This window comes from Micromonospora sp. CB01531 (genome assembly GCF_001905095.1).
In the GTDB taxonomy this organism is placed as follows: Bacteria; Actinomycetota; Actinomycetes; order Mycobacteriales; family Micromonosporaceae; genus Micromonospora.
Genome location: NZ_LWLS01000068.1, coordinates 53781 through 76075, shown reverse-complemented (window position 1 = coordinate 76075; position 22295 = coordinate 53781). Strand labels below are relative to the sequence as shown.

Annotated in this window: 10 protein-coding genes and 1 pseudogene; 5 read left to right on the top strand and 6 right to left on the bottom strand. The window is 68.7% G+C overall.

Annotated features, from left to right (window positions below):
- Positions 1-87: 87 nt before the first annotated feature.
- Positions 88-2049, bottom strand: a complete 1962-nt coding sequence (locus A6A27_RS17545) for a zinc ribbon domain-containing protein (protein ID WP_073835688.1) — start codon at positions 2047-2049, stop codon at positions 88-90.
- Between the two features lie 189 nt (positions 2050-2238).
- Between A6A27_RS17545 and A6A27_RS17540 the strand changes: the two genes are divergently transcribed.
- Positions 2239-2508, top strand: coding sequence for a hypothetical protein (locus A6A27_RS17540; protein WP_073835687.1), 270 nt, complete (start codon positions 2239-2241; stop codon positions 2506-2508).
- Positions 2509-2570: 62 nt separating this feature from the next.
- Here A6A27_RS17540 and A6A27_RS17535 read toward each other — a convergent pair whose 3' ends face one another.
- On the bottom strand, positions 2571-6971 hold the full coding sequence (locus tag A6A27_RS17535; RefSeq protein WP_158073998.1) for a S8 family serine peptidase: 4401 nt from the start codon (positions 6969-6971) through the stop codon (positions 2571-2573).
- Between the two features lie 436 nt (positions 6972-7407).
- On the opposite strand from A6A27_RS17535, the gene A6A27_RS17530 reads away from it, so the two are divergent.
- Positions 7408-9039, top strand: coding sequence for a hypothetical protein (locus tag A6A27_RS17530; protein ID WP_073835685.1), 1632 nt, complete (start codon positions 7408-7410; stop codon positions 9037-9039).
- A gap of 770 nt (positions 9040-9809) precedes the next feature.
- Here A6A27_RS17530 and A6A27_RS17525 read toward each other — a convergent pair.
- The 4 genes and pseudogenes from A6A27_RS17525 to A6A27_RS45955 form a co-directional block, all read right to left on the bottom strand.
- Positions 9810-14717, bottom strand: a complete 4908-nt coding sequence (locus A6A27_RS17525) for a phosphodiester glycosidase family protein (RefSeq protein ID WP_073835684.1) — start codon at positions 14715-14717, stop codon at positions 9810-9812.
- A gap of 209 nt (positions 14718-14926) precedes the next feature.
- Positions 14927-18958 carry a trypsin-like peptidase domain-containing protein gene (locus A6A27_RS17520; protein WP_073835683.1) on the bottom strand — a complete coding sequence of 1344 codons (4032 nt, stop codon included), beginning with the start codon at positions 18956-18958 and terminating at the stop codon, positions 14927-14929.
- 40 nt (positions 18959-18998) lie between these two features.
- Positions 18999-19316 (bottom strand): trypco2 family protein, encoded by a 318-nt coding sequence (locus tag A6A27_RS17515; protein ID WP_198940345.1) that lies wholly within the window; start codon positions 19314-19316, stop codon positions 18999-19001.
- 22 nt (positions 19317-19338) lie between these two features.
- A pseudogene (locus A6A27_RS45955) lies at positions 19339-19722 on the bottom strand (hypothetical protein); the annotation flags it as partial.
- Between the two features lie 18 nt (positions 19723-19740).
- On the opposite strand from A6A27_RS45955, the gene A6A27_RS17505 reads away from it, so the two are divergent.
- The 3 genes from A6A27_RS17505 to A6A27_RS47520 all read left to right on the top strand — a co-directional run bounded on the left by A6A27_RS17505 (position 19741) and on the right by A6A27_RS47520 (position 22235).
- The gene (locus tag A6A27_RS17505) at positions 19741-20127 is read left to right on the top strand and encodes a hypothetical protein (protein ID WP_073835682.1); all 387 of its coding nucleotides are present in this window, start codon (positions 19741-19743) and stop codon (positions 20125-20127) included.
- Between the two features lie 314 nt (positions 20128-20441).
- A complete protein-coding gene (locus A6A27_RS17500; RefSeq protein WP_073835681.1) occupies positions 20442-20771 on the top strand; it encodes a hypothetical protein in 330 nt (109 codons plus the stop codon).
- A 279-nt stretch (positions 20772-21050) separates the two neighbouring features.
- Complete coding sequence (locus A6A27_RS47520; protein WP_083672658.1) at positions 21051-22235, top strand: helix-turn-helix domain-containing protein; 1185 nt, start codon at positions 21051-21053, stop codon at positions 22233-22235.
- Positions 22236-22295: the final 60 nt, after the last annotated feature.

Here is a 22295-nt window from a genome sequence, read left to right as displayed (position 1 = left end):
AGGGTGGGCACGCGCACTCGGAGGTCGCGGTGGTACGCGCCGGGGGCTGCTGGATTGTCTGGTGTTCAGCTTCGAGAGCGTCTCTGGTCAGCCTAGTGATCCTGAGTCGGATTGAGTTTCCGGGATCGTTTCCCACCGTGGCGGGGAGGCATGGGCATGCAGGTGAAATCCCGCGCCCAAGGCGGCCCCTCGTGGCCGGTGGCCGGTGGTGGGTGTGCTGATCGTGTTCACGCCCTGGTGTCGGTGGGCTGCGCGTGGCAGCCTCTGGCCCGTTGGTGCGTGTCCCTCCGGACGCTTGCCCGCTCGGCTGTGGGGCCGGGTGGGGGAGGGTGCCCTGCGTCGCCTGGGCGCGGGGCGTGTTGCCCTGTGCCAGGTCGGGCCGGTCTTCGACCGGTCCACCCGACTCACCTTCGTGATGACCGCTGTGGCTTCGAGTTTGTCGACCACGGCGCGGATCACCATCTGACCGCTGGTCTTGTCGATGACGGTCTTGGCCTGGTGGGTGAGGCCGCGGGCGGCGATGCGCCGCCAGGCGCCGTGGTCGCGGTCGCCTTGCCAGCGGCAGGACTGGTTGGGGCAGATGGCCCACTTCCAGCCCGCCACGGTCGGCTTGTCTGGCGCTTTGCGATGTTGCAGCACGGTCAGGCATTGCGGGCAGTGCTTGGAGGTGTTGCGGGCGGGGACGGTGACCACGGCGATACCGGTCTCGGCGGCGAGGTGCCGCATGCGGTCGACGATCTTTCCGCGGACCTGCTGGGACAGGCGCGTGTTCAGGGTGGCGCCCATGCCCCGTGCTTCCAAAGAGCGCAGGTCTTCCAGATAGATGACGGACGCCCGGGCGGCGATCGCCTGGTCGACGGCCCAACGGGCGGCAGCCCAGGCGACCGCGTTGTTCAGGTTCTGGCGGCGTTCGGAGACGTGGCGGATCTCGTCCCGCAGGACCGCATGCTTGCCGACGAGTTGATGGCGCTCGTTGACGCCGATGAGCCGCTGGTAGTGGTCGACCTTGGCGTGCAGCCGCTCACTGTGACGGCGTAGGCGGTGCTGCTTCGCGAGGACCCCGGCGGCCCGGAACTGGCCCCCAGCCCCCAACGCCGTGATACGCCCGTCGGTGTGCAGTCGTACGGCCCCCGCGCTGAGGAGGGTGTTCACGCCCCAGTCCACACCGAGCCCGACCGTGTGACCGGCGCGGCGGGCTTTCGCCACGACATGGGTGAATGCCACATCGGCGCGCACCCTGCCACCCAGGACACGGAGAGTCGGCAGGTGCAGCACCGCACCCACAGGGACCGTGGGTGGCAGGATGATCGGACAGGCCACCCACGTCCAGTCCCGATACGCTCGCGGATCCGGCCGTAAGGGCAACTGCAAGCGCAGCAGCACCCTGCCCGGGTCGGTCTCGCAACGTTCGAGGGTGGCCTGCTGCCGATCACACGCGGCGAGCAGCAGCATCCGCGGGACCCTCGGAACGCCTTCGAGTTCGAACACGTCCACCGGCAGCCGGCCGTTGGCGTTGAGGAACGTGACGGCCTGCCGGGTCCGGCCCTTGATGACGCCCGACGGCAGATGTTCCCCGCCAGGGATCGACGCCCGAACCTGCTCCCACTCGGCCGGGGTCCGCTTGCGCGGATCGGCCGGCCACGTCGCCAGGACCCCGGCGGTCAGAGCAGCACGCCACCACACCGAGCGAAGAGCACGCCCGGCCTGCTCCTGCGCCATCCGCACGACCCGGTCATTGACCCTCACACCCTCCGCGGGGGTGACGGTCCACCCCAGGCGCCGCAGCGCCATCCACGCGTGCGACGGCAGCTTCCGGCCACCCGCGTCCTGCCCGGAGGCCAACACCTGCACATCCGCGGTGTTCCAATGCTCACCGATCAGAGCGCCCACCATGCCCGCCACCAGATCGGCACACCAACCGATCCGTTGCGCAAGCACCGCCGGGGACAGCACCTCACCGGTCTCCTCGTCCACACCCCCACGCACCAGAGTGCGGACACCCGCGGTCCGGGCAAGCTCGCCGTCGGCCAGCGGCAGCCTCCCACTCACCGGCCCACCGCCTCAACACCAATCCACGAGAACCGGCGCTCACGGTCGACCCACGTCACCGGAATCCTCCCCGATCCAACCCAAAGACCAAGCGCCAAGGGGTGCACACCCCGACGCTTCACGGCCCTTGGAAGCCGAAGAAATTCCACACGATCAATCTATGATCACTCACGATTCCTAATCAAGTTGGTGAGCCTGTGGCGGTCGGCCATGCAACTGCGGGAGGCCCTCGGCCGTAGGGTCGATCCGAACTTGGCATCGCCGAAGGATCTCGCCGACCCGGCGGACCGGGAGGTCCTGATGCTGTTGCTGGCTGGGTACACCGATGCCGCGGTCGCTGCCCGGCTGGGGATCGGCCTGCGGACCATGCAGCGCAGGGTCCGCAGGCTGATGGATCTGGCCGGCGCCGATTCCCGGGTGTTGCTTGGCTGGCACGCGCGGGACCGGGGCTGGCTCTGAACGCCTTCGTCCCGTCGAGCCACCGACTGCGGTGGCTCGACGGGACGAGGTGGGACCGGGGTCTAGTTGCCCAGACGTGCCGGGATGCTCAGCATCACCGAGCTGGACCAGGCGGCGTTCGGGCCGCCCTCGCCGTAGACCATCAGCTGGTGGTGATCGTTGATGTCGAAGCTGTAGGTCGGCGTGAACCGGTCACCGGCAGAGAGCGGCACCATGCCGGACAGATCCCAGAGCCGTCCCTGCGGGTCCCACATCGCTGACACCGCGACGTCCGGGAAGAGTTCGACAGTTCCGAGGATCCACCCGTCGTCGGTGACTTTCTCGCCGGTCGCGTTGTATCCGTAGTCGGCAAGGCGCCGCATTCCGCCGGCCTTGGTCCACACGAACGCGTCGTCACCGCTGGTTCCCACGATGGTCCCGGAGGTGTTCACATCGTTTGCCTGGGCCGAATACTGTCCCGGAAGCGTGCCGAGATCCTGAACAGCGCCTGACGTCGCATCCCAGGCGACCGCGTGCGGCGCATGGCCATCGGTGCGGGAGGCACCGACGATCGTTCCGGCATCGTTGATGGCGCGCGGCTGGGTTCCCGTCTGATCGGAGGACAGGTGGGCCAGCTTGCTGAACGTCCCATCTGGCGTCCGCACGAACCCGTCGCTGTAGCTGTGGTTCTTGCCGTCAGACTCTTTGACGATTGCTTCGGAGAATCCGGTGACGACCGCCTTGTTGTTCACGGCGGTCGCGTAGCCGCTGGAATAGGGCCGCCAATCCGGGACGCCGAGCACGGTGAGCGATCCGTCCTTGGCCCATTGGGCGGGAAGATAATGCAACGCGCTGTCTGTCGCGATACCGACGGCGATCTGGCCGTCATTCAGGTCCAGAGCCGATCCGTACCTGCCCCCGGCCAGATCCAGGTTGGTGAACCCGTCAGCGGCCGTCCAGATGGTCGGCGTCATCCTGGCGTTGTACTGGCGATCTCCCGCGACTACGCCGCTTTCATTGAGAGCCGCGCCGACGAATGGCGGGGCCCACGCGACCAGATCAAGTTTGGGGACATCGACAGTGGCTACCGTGACGTCCGCCGCCCCGATGATCGTGCCGTACTCGTTGGCCACTCGGACCCGGCCGACCATGGGATCCTTGGTCAGCTGCCGAGCGCTGACGATCATTGCCCCGTCGACCGGCATCGACTGGCCCGTGGCAACCGTGTACTTCGCGTCGGATTTCGGCGTGATCGTGCCGAGGCCCTTCGAGTACATCTCTTGGTGGTAGTCGAACGTGACGTTGTCTCCGGGCACGGTGACTCCCGCGACCACGATGAAGTACGTACCCGGTTGTGGATCATCGATGACGATGTGCTCGGGCGAGTCCCCGGTCGTGGTGCTCTGGCCTATCGGCCTGCCGTTGAAATACACATAGAAGTCCAGATCGGCAGCGTCTCTGGGTGTCAGCGTCACGTCGAGCCGGGTCGTCTGACGCGGAACATAGAGCATGTTGGACGTGATTTCGCCTTGCGATACCGTCGAGAACAAATTGCGGACATCGCCGATCTCGCCAGTTGCGACGTGGGCGGTCGCGGGGCCAAAGGTGTTCGTCCCCGTCGAGCCGACATTTGTCGGCGAGTTCATCGTCACCTTGTCGACTGTGACGGTCCCCGGATCGAACGACATGCCCTGCAGCGAAACCGTTGCGGTGTACGGGTTCTGTTCGACTGGAGACGTCCTGCGAGACTCGATCACGAACTCCCAGATGCCGGGTTTGGGTCGGTACACCGGTCGTGCGGTGGCGTTGCAGTTCGTCGGGTCGGTGTAGTTGGTGTAGCAGTGGTAACTGGCGTTGGAGTCTGCGGGCATGCCGTCGGGGTCGATGGGCAATGCGCGGACCTGGCTGCCGGTGGCGAGCCCGCCCAGGGTCAGCTGCAGTGCTTCGACGCCCTCGGGGACGGGCACCAGCAGCGAGGTGGTTCCGGTTCGGTCGAGCGTGCCGGAACTGGTGACCGCGTAGTCGGGTTTGGCCAGCGGCTTGGTCGCCAGCACGGTGACGGCGACGAACTGGTCGATGCCGCCGGTCGCCGGGTCATCAATGGTCAGGATTGCGCTATGCACGCCGGAGGTCGTCGCGGTCGCGGTGACCGTGATATCGGCTGCCTTTCCGAGCTGCAGGGGCATTGCTTCGCGGGCGCTGAACGTGCCGTCGTTGCCGATCCAACCGATGCGGTGCACGACGTTCCCGGCGGCACCGCTGGTCCGGGTGACGCTGACCTTGTAGGTCTTCTGCGCGCCGGTCACCTGGCCGCCTTCGGTTGGCAGACAACGGTTGTAGATGCCGACGCCGGTGTTCGGAGTTGCGAGCAGGCCGGACAGCGAACTGCAAACGGGAGCCGACACAGTGAGCTCATTGGTGTTGATGCCAGCGCTGAGCTGCTTCCAGGCCGCGACGGTGTCGATGATGCCGGCGCCCTGCGCGGCGGTCGGGACGTCGGGGATCGGGTCGGCGGTGCCGGTCAGGGCGGTCTTCAGCGCCGCTGAGCTGACCGTGAGCGAACGGGCCTTGGCGGCCGATAGCAGCAGTGCCGCCGCTCCGGCGACCTGCGGGGCCGCCATGGAGGTGCCGTTGGCCATGCCGTACCCGGCCGGCAGCGAATACCCGGCCTCGGGGACGGCTTCACCGGACAGCCACATCGGGATCGAGGAGATGGCGGCGCCGGGCGCGGACACCTGCGGCGCCAGCGCGCCGTTCTCAGCGGGGCCGCGGGAGGAGAAGCCGAAGATGCCCTGCTTGGTGGCGACCTTCGACCCGTAGTCGGCCCACCAGGTGTCGGAGCTGACGGACGCGGCGACCGAGATGGCCTTGCCCGCCACGGACGGCGAGCTGACGGTGTTGGTGCCGAGGCCGTCGTTGCCGGCGGCGATGATGATCTGCACGCCGTAGCTGTCGATCAGCTTGTCGTAGAGCGCGGCGATCACGTCGGAGCCGTCGTTCAACGCGGGAAGCCCACCGATGGACAGGTTGACGACGTCGACATGCCGATTGGTGACCAGGTCGATCATGCCCTCGGTCAGTGCCGCCTGGGTGCAGCCACCGCCCCAAGTGCAGGCGCGTGCGGACACGATCTGCGCGCCCGGTGCGGCGCCGTGCATCTGGCCGCCGAACATCGACGTGCCGGCGATGATCCCCGCCACATGGGTGGCGTGCGAGGCGACCGGCAACCCGATGGACACGTAGTTCGCGGTCTTGCCGACGTTGCTGCCGCCGAGCGGGGAGAGATCGACGTTGTCGCGGTACTCGACGACGAACGGGATGCGCTCGTTCTGTGGTGTTGCGGGGTCGTCACTCCCGAGGTGGCCGACCTGGCGATCGACCGCGAATGGGGCCATCGGTGCCTCGTCGGTGAGGTCCTGGTTGTTGTTGCCGTCGACCCAGATCCTGTGTGTGGTCGGGTCGTAGAGAACCCCGTAGAAGTCCAGGGTGTCGCCGTCCCGGTTGAGGTCGCCCTCGAAGTCGCTCCCGGCGGTCGCACCCTCGTAGAACACGCCGAATTGGAATGTGCCCTCCGGGATCGTCCAGGTCTTGCCCAGGTAGCTGAACGTCGGACCCTTCTTGGTGGTGGACATCCGCACCCAGCTGCCGTCGCGGTCGGTGACCGGATCGGTCGCGGTTACCCAATCGACAATCTTGGGCTTGCCGTCGCTGGTCGTCTGTAGCGCGGGATGCTCGACGTCGACGCCGGTGTCCAGCACGCCGACGACCGTGCCGCGTCCGTCCCAGGCCGGGTTGTCCTTGACGAAGGCCTCGGCGCCGGTCTCGTTGATCGGCAGGTACGGGTTGTCGGCGGGCGTGTTCGCGCCAGGCGCGGTCGGCTCCGCGGCCTTCGTTGCCGCCGTTCTCGCACCCGCGGCGCCCAGATCCGGGCGCGGGATCTTGTATGTCCGGTCCAGGTCGATCGCCGCGACCGACCGAAGGCCGGCCAAGGTGGTAACGCGGTCGGTCGGGACGGTCGCCCGGACGTAGCCGACCTTTCCGGTCACCGACCCGACGGTCCCGCCGGCCTTCTCCACTGCGGCGACGACGTCCTCGGTCGCGCCCTTCCGGGCCAGCATCAACACCGTGACAGACTTCTTCTTCGACGCATGCGCCTGCTGCAGCAGCCTGGTGTCGGCGTTGCCCAGCTTCTCGGCCGCAGTATCCGACAGCGAATCGTCGGTCAGCGGCTGGAACCCGTCGGTCTTCCCCGCGCTGTAGATCGAATCCGGGTTGTCGCGCCCGGCCCGGTCGTCGAGCCCAGCAACGGGCGACCGACCCGGACCCTGTGGCCCGTCGGGATCACCGGGTTCGACCTTGCTCGCGCCAGCACTCTCGGAGCCAGCCGGGCTGGGTGGGTCGGCGGCTGCGGCCGCAGGCTCCATCAACGCCGCGGCGATCAACACGGCCGACGCCGCGGCAATCACACCTGTTCGTCGTTTCATCGTGCTCCTAACCAAGGGGTGAAACATCACCGTGCGGCCAAGCCCGCAGACACGAGAACACCTGAGCCGCCTGGCCAATCTCGCAGTTGGGTCCGGACAGGATCAACGGACCGAGTGGGGCGGATGTCGGCCATGGCCGGATACCGCCACACTCGGCGCAGACCCACCGCTCCCAGTCGGTCGACCATGCCGGCGAGGTCCCTCAGCACCCGCCATCGGTACGGATTGCTCGCCCAGAACCCCGCAGTCTCAGTACGACGCGATCGTGGAATGGGGGATCCCTGACCCGACCCAGCTCAACAGGCTTGCCGGGAAAGTCGAAGATCGAAAGCTGTGGGTAACGGGGCAACTGACGGATCCATCTGATCGTTCAGCCCTATGTAATCGCCAAACGCGGGAAGTCGGCGCCGAGCTGACGCGTACCGGAGGAGGACCCGTGCCACCAACGCATCGGCGGCTGTTGGCGCTGCTCGGGATCGCCGCAGCGGTCCCGCTGGCTGAGGTCTTCGTGCTGGTGCTGGTCGGGTTCTTCCCGGCCGAGGGGCTGGCGCCGCAGGTCACGGCGGTCTGGCCGTACGACTCCTACCACGATATGCGTTGGCTGCTGGTCTACCACAACTCCTGGCTGATGTTCGGGTCCGGCCTGCTGACCCTGATCGCGCTGCGTGGGGTGCTGTCCGCGACGATCGTCAGCCTGGCCTGGCCGGCGCATGCGCCGCGGCCGCCGTACCGGGCGCTTGTGCTGCGCAACGTCGGGGTGGCCGCGTTCGGGGCGGTCCTCGTTCTGCCGTTCGCCGCCTATTCGGTCGCGGCGTCGGTGGTCTCGCTGTCCTGGTTCCTGTTCGCCTCCCTGATTCCGATGCTGCTGCTCGCCCCCTTCCTGCAGCGGATGTCAGTGGACCCGGGGTGGTGGCGCGGATTGCCGCCGATCGAACTGGTCGGCTGGTCGCTACTCGATTTCGCCGTGATCACCGTTCTCGGCGCGCTGGTGTGGCGCGCACCGGAGGTGTGGACCCCACTCGTCGCCGCAGCCGCCGGAGCGCTCAACGGCCTGCTGTGGCGGCAAACGGTGCGCGCGGCCGTACGGCAGCGGCGGGTACGTTGGGCGGGGGTGCCGGTCGCACCGATCGTCGTGGTGCTGGCGCTGGTCGTCCCGCTGGCGTCGCAGGTGCTCTCCCAGCCCCGCAACCAGGCCAACACCTTCACGCCGCCGATCTTTACCCGACCGCTACCGCCGCAGGTGCCCTACGCGGTGATCCTGCTGGCCGGGCACGACTCGGCGTACGACGGCCGGTCCGCGGCGGATCCAAACGTGGAGTTGTTCTCGTACGTTGGCCTGGACTCGGCTGGCCGGCCGCTGCCGTATCGGCCAGAGGCCACCCACCGATCGTTGGAGTCCAGCTCCCAGTTGCTCGCCGCGCAGGTGCAGGCGGTCCACCAGCGCACCGGCCGGCCGATCGCTCTGGTCGGACAGAGCGAAGGGGCGACGGTGGCCCGCACCTACCTGCGGGACCGGCCCGACTCTCCGGTGCGCGCCCTGGCGATGTTCAGCCCGCTGGTCCGCGCGGCGAACGTGTACTACCCGCCGGCGGATGCCAATGGCGGATGGGGGCTGGCCGCCGGGTGGCTACTGCGGGTGATGTTCAAGGTGACGACCATCGGTAACCGGGCCGCCAGCACACCCGATGAACCGTTCGTCCGCTCGATGCTGGACAACGCGCCCTTCTACCGCTACCAGATCCTGTGCCCGATCCCGGGCGTACGCGTTGTCGCCTTCCTGCCGACGGTGAGCGCCGCCGAGGCCCCGACCGGCCAGAAGATCAGAATTCCGGTGGTCGAGGTGCCAACGTTCCACGCGGGGATCATCGGCCGGATGGGCGCCGACGACGTGCTGATCAGCTTCCTCGCCGGCGCCGAGGTCAACCACCCCCGCCGCGAGTTCGGCCTGCTCCAGCAACTGGGGGATGCCTGGCATGCCCCAGTTCTGGCGATCCAACTGAATCCGGTATGGCGGCCCACCGCGCCACCTGGTCGGCCGTTCACACCGACCCGATTTTGCCGCACATGATGTCCTACGTCGCGGCGACCGACACCGGCGCGCTGAGCGGTCCCTCGTTCCCGCTGGGGATCCGACCCGGACATGCAGGAGGACAGGGTCCTATTCCCCCAAGGTCCACAAGACACGCCCTAGTTCGCGCCGTGGCAACACCGGGCGATTGCGGCTGCGCGGTCGTCGACGATGTCAACCTTGTGGCGAAGTTTCGCCTTGGCGACACGTAGGTCATCGGGTCGCGTCCGACGATCGTTGCCACTGCTGACGGGCGGGGCGTTGTCGGGCATACGGAGGCTCGGCTGCTGGCCGGAGCCTCGCCGATGCCACGGGGGCTGATCGCGTTCCGTGATGCTTTCGCACCGCTGCGGGTCCGGTGGGCAGGTCATGACGCTGGCCGGGTGGCGGTGCCCAGGCGCAGTCAATGACTTCCTCGGGAGTGCCGGTGTCTTGACCGGTGGGCCGGCTGGCGCACCAGGCCTGCTCCCCGTGTCGCTCGATCCGTGGCACGGGGAAGGACTGCGCCCCGGCCTTTGTACGCCGCCGTCACCTGCCAACAGGCCGAAGGTGTCCCGGAGGGAACCTCAGATGCCGCTGCTCACGGGATCCGTCACGTCGAGATCGTTGGGGCGAGTGCACGGCGGCGTTCTGTCATAGACGGCCGCCGCTGACTGAGTGCCTACGGGCCGTATGCCGCCGGGCTCGGACGCGCGGTCCGAGCCCGGCGGCATACGAACCCCTGAGTGGGGGTTAGCTGCCGACGATCGGGGCAGGGTGGCCAGCTGTCCCTACTGCAGCCGCACCGTCACCGTGTGCACGGCCCCGTCGCCCAGATCGATTCGGACCCGGTAGTCACCCGCGGCAAGCCCCTTCGTGCTCCAGTTGTACGCGTACAGGCCATTGGTCTCGGCCAGACGCACGAGGTTGGCATCGTTGCCGGACGCCGAGGTTGCCGGCGTCTCAGGACCCACCTGCCCATCGGTGACGGGTGCGATGAGGACGCGCGGGGCGGCGTCCAACACGGGCTTGCCGGCTGCATCGGTCAGGACGAACTTCACCGGGATCACCCGGCCGGCGTTGAACGGGGCGCTTGTGTCGCTCAGCGGGCCCTCGAGGTCGCCGAGCACGTACTCGACCCGGTAGCTGATCGTCACTGTTGCCGTGTTTCCGGCGCGGTCGGTGGCGCTGAAGCGAACGGTGTGCGGTCCCGGCGTCTTGGTGTCGAGCTGTTCGCCACTGGCCACGTCCCCTCGGGACTCGGCGACCCCAGAGGTCGCGTCACTGGCGCTCCACGTCACCGGCACGGCCTGGTTCAGCTTCACTACCTGACCGTCGGTGATGCCGTTCACCGTGATGACCGGCGCCGTCCGATCCACGACGAACGTCACCGACGACTCCGATCGGTTTCCCGCCTTGTCAACCGCGACGACCTTGAAGTCGTAGTGCCCGTCCGCCTCAATTGGGCGACCGTCGTAGGGGTGTCCGTTCAGCGTCACCGTGGTGGTGTCGGCGTGGGCATCGGTCACCTTCACCACCGGGGTCACCGCGTGGTTGTAGACGCCTTGGTCCGCGACACCGGACACGGTGACCACGGGCGCGTCGATGTCCTTGACGAGGCTGTACTCGTCGATGATCGACTCATCGGCCCGCTTCGCGGTCAGCGACAGCTTGCCTCCTGCGACCTCGACGGTGACGTACATGGCGAACTGGCCGTCGTCCATCACTGCGAAGGTGCCGTCATTCGCGGCCGAGTAGTGCTTGGGCCCGGTCGTGCCGGTCACCACGTACACGGTGCCGCCGTCGGTCTTCACGCCCGCCTTCAGCGGGTCGGTCCGGCCGTAGGCGTGGTCGTGCCCGGAGAAGACCAGGTCGATACCCAGCTCGTCGGCGGCCTTCGGCAGGTCCTTGCGGAACAGGTCGGAGTCGTCCGGGTTGGTCGCGTACGGCGGCTGGTGGGTGACCACGACCTTCCACAGCTTGTCGGAGGCTGTCATGTCCTGCTTCAGCCAGTCCATCTCGGCCTTCAGCGTCGCCGCGTCGTCGGTCCATCCGATCACCGCGACGTGCATGTTCTGGTAGTCCATCGAGTAGGTGCCGTCCGGGTTCACCTTCGACCCGTTGTTGGGCTGCCCGAAGATGCGTACGGCCTTGGACCCGTCGTCGCCCATGTACTCGTGGTTGCCCAGTACCCGGACCATGTCGGTGGACCCGATTTTCTCGTGGTCGCTGAGCATGCCTGCGATGGCGTCCATCTGGGCGAACTTGCCGGCGTCATCGGTGAAGTCACCCACGTGCATCGTGAAGTCCGGCAGCTTCGCCTGCCCCTCGATCGAGGTCAGGATCTTGTCGAACTCGGCCAGGCCGGCGCGGTCCGGTGACTGGGTGTCGCCGAACACGTTGAAGGTGAAGTCCGTTGCGTTGCTGGACGTAGAGAACTCGCGTACGCCCGACCAGCTGGTGCCGTCGCCGACCCGGTACACGTAGTGGGTCGCGGGGGTCAGCTTGGTGGCCGTGGTCGAGTTGGAGCGCACGACGCCGTTCTGGGCGATGTCCTCGTAGCCGGCGTAGGTCAGCTCCTTGGCGGTGCCGTCGAAGCTGGTGAACGCGGTCTCGCCGCCGGCCTGGTAGGCGGCCTTCGTGGCGACCTGCAGCACCGCGGCGTCTCTGGAGGTCAGCGGGTTCGACATCCAGGTGATGGTCTTGGTGGTCGCCGGGTCGGCGCTCGCACCGGCCATGATGTTGCTCGGCGCCTGCTGCTTCAGGGGCGTGAACGACTGCGTGGTGATCGCAAACGACCTGCCCTGCTCGGTCTGGGCGAACAGGTCGTACTTCTTCACCGTGTCGGTCAGCTGCGCCGAGGTCAGCACGCCGTCTGCGCCCGTGGTGCCCAGCTTGGTCGCCTTGCCAGCCGACAGCATCGTCACCGTGGCACCGGCGACCGGCTTGCCGGCGGCGTCGGTCACAGTCACCTTGCCCGGCCGTCCGACCACGGTGCTGTTGACTGCCAGCTTCAGCGCCGCCACGACATCGACGGACGCCGGCCGTTCCGAGAAGGTGGGGGCGAACTTCGACGGACGGTCGCTGGCGTAGCGGATTGTCGAGCTCGTGACTTCCCAGGCCAGCTTGGTCCCGGGTGCCACGCCGCCGGTCACCGACACGTTGATGGTCGCCAGCGTGGCGGGCCCAGCCGCGGCATTCGAGTTCACCACATGCAGGGTGAGGACGCCGGTGGCAGCGTCGTAGCCCCAGGTGCTGCCCGACGCCGACGCGGCGAAGTCGACCCCCGTCACCGGGAAGTCCTTGCCGATCCGGATCTTCGTGTCGACGCCGGTGACATCGGCGGCGTCGGTGGTGGTGAGGTGGAGCCGGTAGGTCCCGCCGAGGTTCGCGACGGCGTCCGGGGAGGACAATCCGACCGAGGTGCCCGAACCCGTCTTCACCGTGAAGTACCCGGTCTTGAGGGTCTCGTTGCCGAAGTGGTCCTGGACGCTGGCGTCGACCCGGTGGATACCGTCGGCGAAGCTCAGGTGCGACAAGGCGACGGTGTTGAGGCCCTTGTTGAGCGCGTAGACGCCCTCGGCGTTGGTGTACTCGGTGCCATCGACCCACATCCGCACCCGGTCGTAGTTGATCCCGGTGGCGTACTTGTCGGTGGTGTCCTCGGCGAAGGACGTCGAGATCTCCACCTGCGAGTTCGTGAAGGTCTTGCCGTCGACGTTGAGGGCGTGAACGGTCGGCGGGAACATGTCGTCAACGGACGCGCCGTAGGTGACCCGCACGTTGTCGATCGCCACGAACCCCTTTCGCAGCGGGTTGCCGCCCGGCATCCCAGACTTCAGCGACATGATGCGGAACATCTGGTTGGGGAAGGTGGTGAACGGGCCGACCAGGCCGTCGGGGATCTCCGCTTCGACGTACTTCCAGCCCAGCCAGTCGATGCCCTCGGTCTGGGTGGTGAAGTTGATCGGCTGGAACTGGCCCTTGGCGTCGTAGATGTAGCAGCGCAGCCAGTAACCCTGGGCCTCGGGCGTCCCGTACACCCAGGCCCCGATCGCCTTCGGGCGGCCCGGGATGGGCTTGCTGGACGCGGGCCCGGCATAGGCGCCGAGGGTGGCATTCAGCTGGCCCTTGGTGAAGTCGAAGTTCACCTGCAGCGCATGGTCGCCGAACCGGGTCAGGTCATCCGGGTAGGTGTTCCAGTGTAGCTGGCTGACCTCACCGCGTCCCGCCGTGCCGGCCTTCCAGTCGCCGATGCCGTCCTCGAAGTCGTACAGCACGACGGGCATCTGGCCCAACAACACGTGGACCGACGCCTGCACGTCGCTCCCGGTGAGGGTCGCGGTGACCTGGGTGTCGAAGCTGCCCGACGACGCAGCGTGGAAGACGTTCGCGTCGTCCATCGTGCCCATCTCGTCAGGGATACCGCCCCAGCTGATGTCGCCGGGCTTGAGCCGCACGTCACGGCCCTGGTAACGGGCGGTCAGCCCGAACGGCTTTACCGCCCCGTAGTCGAGGCTGATCTCTGCCTGCCCGAAGGCGAGCGTGTCCGGCAGTGCCACCTCGACCCAGGCCGAGCCGACCTGCTTCCCGTTGTGGGACAGGATCGCCTGCGTCTGGCCCTGCTTGCCGGTCGAGGTGAACAGCCCGTTGGCGTCGATTGTGCCGAATGTGGGATCCGCCAGGCTCCAGCTCAGCCCGGATGCCGGCACGGGCGCCGAGGCACCGGTGGCGTCCTGTCCCTTGACCGAGAACTGCAGTGTCGAGTGCGGCGTGACGGTCATCCCGTTCGGGGCGACAGCGGCAGCTGCGAACTCGTGGGTCATCGGCGCGGAGGAGACCAGCAGGAACCCGTTGGCGACCGGACGTTCCTCACCGTCGGAGGGGCGGTTGACCACCTGAACGGTGTCGATGCCCGGCGTCCTGGTGGCGAAGGTCGCGCTGCCGCCGCTGTCGAGGTGGATCGCGTTGTAGGCGCCCAGAAACAGCATGTAGTCGGCGAAGTCCGACATGGTCAGGCCGCGGCTGAAACCGGTCTGGCGGCCGTCGATCTCGGCGAAGAAGATGGTGCCGTCGCGCCTGACGCCGATGCCGATACGTGGGTCGAGGTTGTTGGGGGCGCCCTTGGTGGCGATCTGGTTCTCGTCGCGGGCACCGTTCTTGATGACCTGCGCGTCACCGGACAGTGCCTGTTGCAGGTCGTTCTTGACCTGGTTGAACAGGGCTCGGTCACCCATCAGGTAGCTGCCGTCTTTCTTCATGCCGAAGAAGAACCAGTTGGCGGCCATGTCGGTCTTGAGGACGGTGCCGTCCTTCACGACCACGCCCAGCGGGTAGCCGTCAGACATGTTGTAGTAGTCGGCGTTGATCGCGGCGATGACCTGGTGGCCGGGACGCGTGGCCGCTTCGGCTTGCTTGCTCATCGGCTGCATGCCGTACCAGGGAGTGCCCTTCCCGTCGTTGGGCAGGCCCGCCTCGATGGTCAGCTCAGGGCGTTTCGGCATGTCGATGTCCAGGACGTGGGACTCCATCCGCTGACCGTCCCGGTCGTTGAAGATGTAGTCGCTCTGCACCACGCCTGGCGCGATCTGCTGGGTGTTCTGGTTGATCGGGGTCGCAGTGATCGGCGAGGTGGGGCTGAAGCCTCCCATCGCGGACGCCGACTGCGCATTGCCCAACAGCAGGGCGGACGCCGCCACAGCCGTCAGGATCGCTTGACTTCTCTTCCGCGACAGCTTCATCGCCCTCTTTCACCCTTCGACCGGTTCCTCCACGACATGCCACGCCTGGAATGCGAGCATCGGGTGAACAGTCCCGGATATCAACTTCAACCATGCGCGAAATAGGACCGACGACGACTGCCGCGGGAGGCGATTCGATGTCGCTGCCCTGTCGCCAGGGAAGGCCCTCAGCGCCCCGACGGTCGGTGGTGCTCGGTGCCGCGTTGGCGCTGGTGCGGTACCGGCGGCGGATGCGACAACCGGAGTCGGCGGGCAGTCACGGCCTCGCGGGTACGGGGATGGGCGTCCGGGTTCCCGTTCAGCCAGGCGTCCAGGTATCGCAGCGTCCGCTCGGTGTACTCCGGGACGAAACGCGTGCCTGCTCCCTCCACCGCCAGCCGCTCCGCGACCTGGCGCAACAGCGGGAGGTAGTAGGTGTTGGGTCTTTCCCGACCCAGTATGTCGAGGGCAAGACTCACCGCCGCGTCCTCGATCGCCGGATCCGGCAGTTCGCCCTGACGGAAGAGTTCGGCGAGCAGCTTGCCGAGGCCCGGGTCGTCCAAACTGTCGCGTCTGATCCATTCGACCGCCACCTGTGATGCCTCCCGTCGCACGGAGTCCGGCAGGATGCGGCTGCCGAGCACGGTGCCGAGCAGTTCGGTGGCGTCCCGCGTACGGCTGTTCGCAGCGCACCAGGCGACGCACGTCAATTGCAGCTCCTCGGCGATGGTTTCGCTGATCGGCCCGCACCCCTTGAGCATCAGGCGCAGCGCCCGTTTCGCCCCCGCCGGCATTCCGGAATCCCCGAGGACGACGCACGACCTGGCGACGAACCGGTTCCAGGCAGCTTGCACCTCGACGCGGTGTGCCAGCAGATGCTTGACCACCCGGTGCTCCCGCTCCGTCGCCAACAGTTCGCCGGAGAGCGCCCCCACTGCGCGTTCGGCGAGCGTCTGCCGGTCTTCCGGGGCCGCCCAGCGATTCCCCAGAGCGGCGCCGAGGAGACGATGGGCGCTGGCTTGCCTCGGGTGCGCCTCCAGCCATCCGAGGGTGGCGTCGAGCGCCCACCGGTACTCCTCGACGGCGAGGTCCGCCCGCCGTAAGACAGAGGTGAGCGGATAGCTCGTGTGTTCGCCGATGGGGTGGCGCCGGATCAACTCGGCCAGCAGCCCCATGGCGAGCATCCGGGTGTCGGGGGCAAGCGCCTCGTGGTTCAGCAGGGGCACCAGCAGGTCCCGGGCGACGCTGTCGTCGAGATGCCGGTCGCAGAGCACCAGCGCCTGCTTGGCGTATCGCTCGAACTGGTCGGGCTCGGTGAGCAGCCCGGAGTGCAGCAGCGCGCCCAGCACGCTCGTGCGCTTGTATGGCAACGCGGCAGGGGCGGCCAACCAGGCGGTGGTGCGCCGCGCGAGCGCGTCACGTTCCTCGGCGGTGAGGCGGATGTCGGCGCGGGTCTCCTCCCGCGCGAAGGTGAGCAGACGTTCCAGTAGCTGCCCCGCCTCCGGCGAGTCGTCGTTGTGCTCCAGCCACCGCAGCGCCAGGTGGACCGCACGGGGCAGGTCGTTACGGCCGGGCAGGTCGGGAGCGACCAGCCGCTTCAGGACATACGATGCCCCAGGCTGCAGGCCGTGGCCGGCGGGGTGCGCCAGCCACTCCAGGGAATCCTTCACGGCGTCCCTGAACAGGGACGGCGGCAGGTCCCGGCGCCTGCGGTGGCGCTGGAGCACGGGCCCGTAGGAGAAGCTCGCCTCGTGCGGGGCGCGCTGGGCGACCGTGTCCAGCAGGTACCGGGCCGTGCGGGCGAGAGCCTCCCCGGTGAGCTCGGGACGCAGCACCAGCCGGCTCGCCACGTAACCAGCCCAGGGGTCGGCCGGATGACGTCGTAGCCAGCGCAGCGCTGCCGCGGCCAGCGGGCGGGCGGCCGGGTGGCCGGGTGGCAGGCCGATTCCTCGGCCGAGTTCGAGCAGGGGCTGCAGAACTCGGGAGGCTTCGCGTTCGTCGGCGTGCTGGGCGAGCCAGTCGACGCCGTACTTGGCCATGCGCAGGCGCACGGCCGGATCGACGTCGCTGGGCACCTTGATCCGATGGAAGACAGCGCCAGCGGAGAGGAGCGTGCCGTGTCGGCTGAGCCAGGCGAGCAGCGGCGGGTACACCACGTCCGGTGCCAGGTCGAGCGCCGCTGCCACGTACGTCTCCCTGGCCCCCGGCTGGTCGACGTTCCGCTCGAGCCAGGGCCTGGCGATCCGGTCCGCCAACCGGCGCACCGCCGGCACCCAGGTGGCGCGTCGCAGCAGCAGCCGCAACGTGTCGCCGTCGGGTTCGTCGGCGAGGTATCGCCCGAGACCCGTGGCCGTCTGCTCACACCATCGGTCCACCCCGGCGGCGAGTGCCTCCGCCGCTTCGCGGTCGACGGCCTCGCGCAGCCGGTCCACGGCACGGACGAGGTTGGCCAGCGCCCGGTGCCCACCGAACCCGCTGTCCAGGAGCTTGGGCAGCCATTTCCGACGCAGCGCCGACGAGTTGGGCTCGAAGAGCACCTGATGCAGGATCTCGTCGGCGAGGAGGTGGTGGGTCACCCGCAGTCCGTCCGGGCTCTGGGTCAGGATTCCGGCCCGGCACAGGGTGTCGATCAGTTCCTGGGGTGACCACACGAACCCGTCTGCGGTACGGATCTCGTCTTCGACTTGGAGGTAGGTCAGCATCTCGGGCAGCGGCCGGGGGGTGGTGGCGGCCGCGTAGGCGACAGCGAAGAGCCGGCCGTCGGGGTCGCCCAGCGGGCGGGACGGACCCGAGCGGCGCGTCGACAGCTCCTCGCTGTCCAGCACTCGCCGTAGCCAGCCACTGATGCCGGCCGCACCCACCGGGACGGCGGCACGAATGTCTCGGCCGGCTTTGGCCTGCGCGTCGTACCACCGGGCGAGCAGGGCGGCGACCGCCGGCACGCCGGCGCTGATCCGCGTGACATGCGGCGCCCCGGCTCGCTCGACGGCGTGGGGGGCGAGCGCAAGGACCACCTCGTCGAGGATCAGCCGGTGGTACTGGTCGTCGTCGCGGATCGGGACCCGCTCGAAGCTGTCCCAGAGCTGGGGCGGCCAGCTCTCCGTCTCCCGGGTCGGCGCGGTGGTCAGCACCGCCAGCTGGAGGCCCCTGGACAGTGCGTCCTGCTGGATCTCATACAGGTTGTCGTCGGCCGTCTCCGTGCTGGACCGGACGTCGTCCACAACGATCAGCACCCGTCGCGTCATCCCCCGGACACTCTCCCAGGCCAGGTCCACCGGTTTGCCGCGCAGCAGATGGACCACGAACCAGTCCCGCTGGTCGGCGAGGGCCGCGACCTCGAGGCAGAGCCTGCTCTTGCCGGTCCCCGGCCGCCCGTGGATCAGTACACCGCTGGCCGGCTGGCGTCCGTCGGCACACTCGGCGAGGGTCGCCAGGATCCGGTCCGGCTTGCTCGAGTGGTCGCCCGGATCGACAAAGGTGACCGGACCGGCCGGCCCCTCACCCTTGGCCGCCAGGGAGTCCGCGTGGATCCAGTGCGGCTCCAGGTCCCGGCGGAGCTGGTTCCAGTTGTCGGGTGGGACCGGCCAGGGCCGGGGGCGGATGCCCTCGTCCGCGAGCAGGCGCTCCCAGCTCGGGTCGTTGACCGCCGCCAGCTCGATGACCTCGTGCGTGCTGACGCCGGACGCGGTCAGGTGGCTGTGGAACACGCCGACCAGCAGTCCGGACGCTCTCGTGATCAAGGCGGCGCCGGACATCCCCTTCCAGGGGCTGTCCTCGGGGTCCGGCGACGGCGTGGGGGTGCTGGCCAACCGGACCCGCAGGGTGCCCGGCTCGCCTGTCTCCGCGGTCCGGATCTCGCATGGCTCGTGGGCTCGGCCCCGCAGATAGTCGTCCGACCCCGCGTTGATGTCGAGATGCTTGGGGTAGCCGAGGACGTCGCCGCTCACGACCGTCACGGCGTTTCGGTTCACCCGGCCCAACCGCACCGGAGACACCGGATCGGGTGGCGGCTCGGTGAAGCGCAGCAGGGCGAGGTCGAGGGCGCTGTCGTGCCAGACCCGGACGACGTCCCGGTAGCGGCCGTCACCGGCGAGGTCCACGCTCAGTTGTGGCCGGTCGGTGGCGTGGGCGGCAGTGATCACGAGGTGACGAGAGATGCGGTAGCCGGTGGCTAGCTCGATATCCTCCGTGTCGGGAGTGCGGCCCAGAACCCGCGCCACCCGGCGCGGGTTCAGCCCGCTGGGCGAGGGATCCACGGTCTCACCGGGGCAGCCGGCGCAACTGGTCGCTGGTCTGCACCGGGCGGCCCTCAGCGGTCCGAGCGTCGAGCTGGATCTTGAGCGTCTGCACCTCACTCTGCGAGTGCGAACGCTTCGCTCCGGCCGAGATCACATGGACCCGGATCCCGCCGTCGAGGTCACCGGACCGGGTCAGGGTGGTCTGCAGTTCGAGTTCGAGCGAGGTGACCTCCAGTCGCACCGGCCCGTCCTCCGCCCTGGCCGCCGCCATCGCCCGGGACAGCTCGCTCCTGATCGCACCGAGCGCGGCTGCCAGGCCGATCTCTTCGCCCTGATCCACTAGAACACTCCCCACGGGTGTATCAACTATGGACCATCGATCCTGTCGTATTTTTATTCTCTTGGTCCAGCCCGCGCTGTGGACGGGGAGGGCACCTCAAGCCTGTGTCCGCATGGCCTGATGTCCCCTCAGGACACCCGGATTCGCCTGGCGGCCACTTGGGTTCAGCCGAACTCGCGGACTTCTGCGGCCGGTGGAAGATCAACACGTCTTCGTGTGTGATCAGGTGCAGTGGGGTGCCGGCACTGCGGGCCTTGCGCACGGCTTGAAGTTGGAAGAACGAGGGGCGGGCGACGAGCCGCCCGTCGCGGACGGCGGCGAGGAGTGCGACGCACCGCTCGGTCGGGGTGAGGCCTGCGCGGACGCCGGCAGCGATGACCGCGCTGGGCAGGTCGACGAGCTGACCATTCAAATCCAGGCCTATTTGGACGAGCACCACACCGACCCGCAGACGCAGCCGCCGACCGTGCCCGCGGAATCGCTGCCGCAGCTGCGCAGCCGCGTGTGGCACGCGCTACGCGACGCGGTCAGCTCGCACGACATCGACGTCGACGCCGCCAACCACGTCCTGGACGCCGTAGACCTGCCGCTGCTGTCGCGCCGCTGGCAGGTCCGCCTCACCTTGGCCGTGGTCACCGAGGTGACGGCCACCTGCCGTGAGGACGCCTTCGACACCGCCGAAACCGCCGTCGAGACCGCCCTCACCGGCGCCGAACTTGAGGCCCGTATCGAGTGGGACGGCCGCGAACGCGACAACGCCGACCCCGGAGAGCTCGACGTCACCGCAGCCGTATACCCAGGCCCCGGCTAGTGACGACCACAGCCGACGTCCCTCGCATTGACGTCCGCAGCGCCACGGCGACGCCACCCACCCGCCCCGGCAACGGGCCGGCGGCTGCCGTCAACACAGCCCGCCGACGGCTGCCTCCATGCCGATCCTGGCGCCCGGCCGCCTGTGGCTGGTGGCAGCTGATCCCAGGAGCCGGTCGGCGACTTGATCTAGGCGCAAAGTCGAGCGTCACTCGTCCCGGCCGCCACCCCGGCGTACCCGACAGCGCACATCCCCACAGCGCTGGCAGGGGTGGCGGCCACCCAGGCCGACACCGCCCGCGAAGGGGACTACCGATGAACCAGCCGCACCGCCACCGCATACCCCCCACCGTCACCGACGTGCCGCTGTGGCTGCTCGCCACCGACGTCGCTTCCGCTCACCTCCCCCACGCCCATCGTCCCGACCGCTGCGCGAACCTGCGCTGCGCCGGCCAGCCGTACCCGTGCCCGCCGGCACGCGACGCCCGCCGCGCCTACCAGACGGCGACCCGTCCCCGACCATCCGCACGCGGTCGGACGCACGTCACCACCCCGGCCACTGCCGCGCGGTACGCCGACTGGTTCCAGCCCACACGACCGCTGGCACCCCCACACCGGCTACTGCCCACACCGAGTGCCGCCTGACGGCCCGGCCACCACACGCGGTGACGTCAGGCGGGACACCGGCCCGTCACCGAACCCGCCACACGTCGCTGTGTTTGCGCTTACCCGGCTGTAGGGCCTGTCGATGCCTCAACGCCGCCACCAAGCGCGGCCGCCAGGCGGCTGCAGGGCCGAGCAGGGGAACTGCTGCTCGGCCCGCTATGCCGCACCTGCGACCGCCGCCCGTGAGCCGCACGCACGCTCCGGGTGGCGGGCTCCGCCCTCTGAACCACCGACAAACATCGGAGATTCCACCCCGCCATGAGTATTGAAGCTGTCTCCTGGGCGCTCAGCCACGCCCCCGACGTTCCACCACAGTGCCTCGCCGTGCTCATCGGCCTGGCCAACCACGCCGACGCCGCCGGCCGCGCCGCGTTCCCCTCCCAGGAACGCCTCGCCCACTACGCCCGCAAGACCGTACGATCCGTGCGCCGCGACCTGGACGAGCTGGAACGCCTCGGCCTCATCCGCCGCGGCGACCAACGCCACACGGCGTCCCTGCCCGCGGACCGCCGGCCCGTCGCATGGGACCTCGCGACGCACCGCCGCCGCCCACTACCGGCAAGCCTCGACCCGTCCGCCGAACCGCAACCCGGCCGCCCCACCGACATCCACAACCCTGTGGATAACCGGGAGGACGTCCACGTCCCCCCGGTTATCCACCGGCCGGACGCACACGTCCAAACGGCCGGACGTACACGTCCGAACGACCGGACGCACACGTCCGACGAACCGTCCTTAACCATCCATAACCAAACACGCGCGCGCCCACGAAGCGGCATCGCCTCACCAGCCGACGCCCGGGCTCGGCAGTGTCCCCAGCACCGCGGATCGCCAGCCCACAACTGTGGGCCCTGTCGCGCAGAGCGTCTCGGGCGTGAGGCCAACGACCGCCCGTCCCCTGACCAGCGCGCCACGGTTGACAAGCTGCGGCCGGCCTCTGCTCCGAGCGCCGCACCGCATGACCATCGACGCCCAGCAGCCCCGCCCACCACGGTGGTGGATCGGCCCGCTGCCTCGCCGACCCTGCATCGGAGGCGCCGTGATCATGATGCCGGCGACGGCCTCACCCGCCGTGGTGCGAAGAAGGTCGGCGCACTGCGCCCTGCCGCCGCCCACGCTGCAGATGAGCCCCTGTTCCTGCATGTTGAGGCACTTCATGGTGAGTGTGTCGTCGGAGCGGACCAGCTGCTGCCTGCCCATCCAGGCACAGGTCGTGCGTTGCCGGCCGTCGCAGCAACAGCCGTTCAGGGATCGCCGCTCAATTCGCCAGTGCGCCGAGCGGGGCGACCGCTCCAGCTCATCGCCGACCCACCGACACGGGGTCAGAGACGGCACCCACGGCCGGTGGGCCTGGGCGCCGTTCACCCGTTTCGCTTTCCGCCACGCGCTGTCGGGGATGGCGGTGGCGGCCCGCCAGACCGCGGGTTCGCCGGTCACCCCTGAGTCGTGCGGGTGATCGGGCCGCTCTTGGTCATGCCGCAAGACGGCGCGGATCTGCGAGAT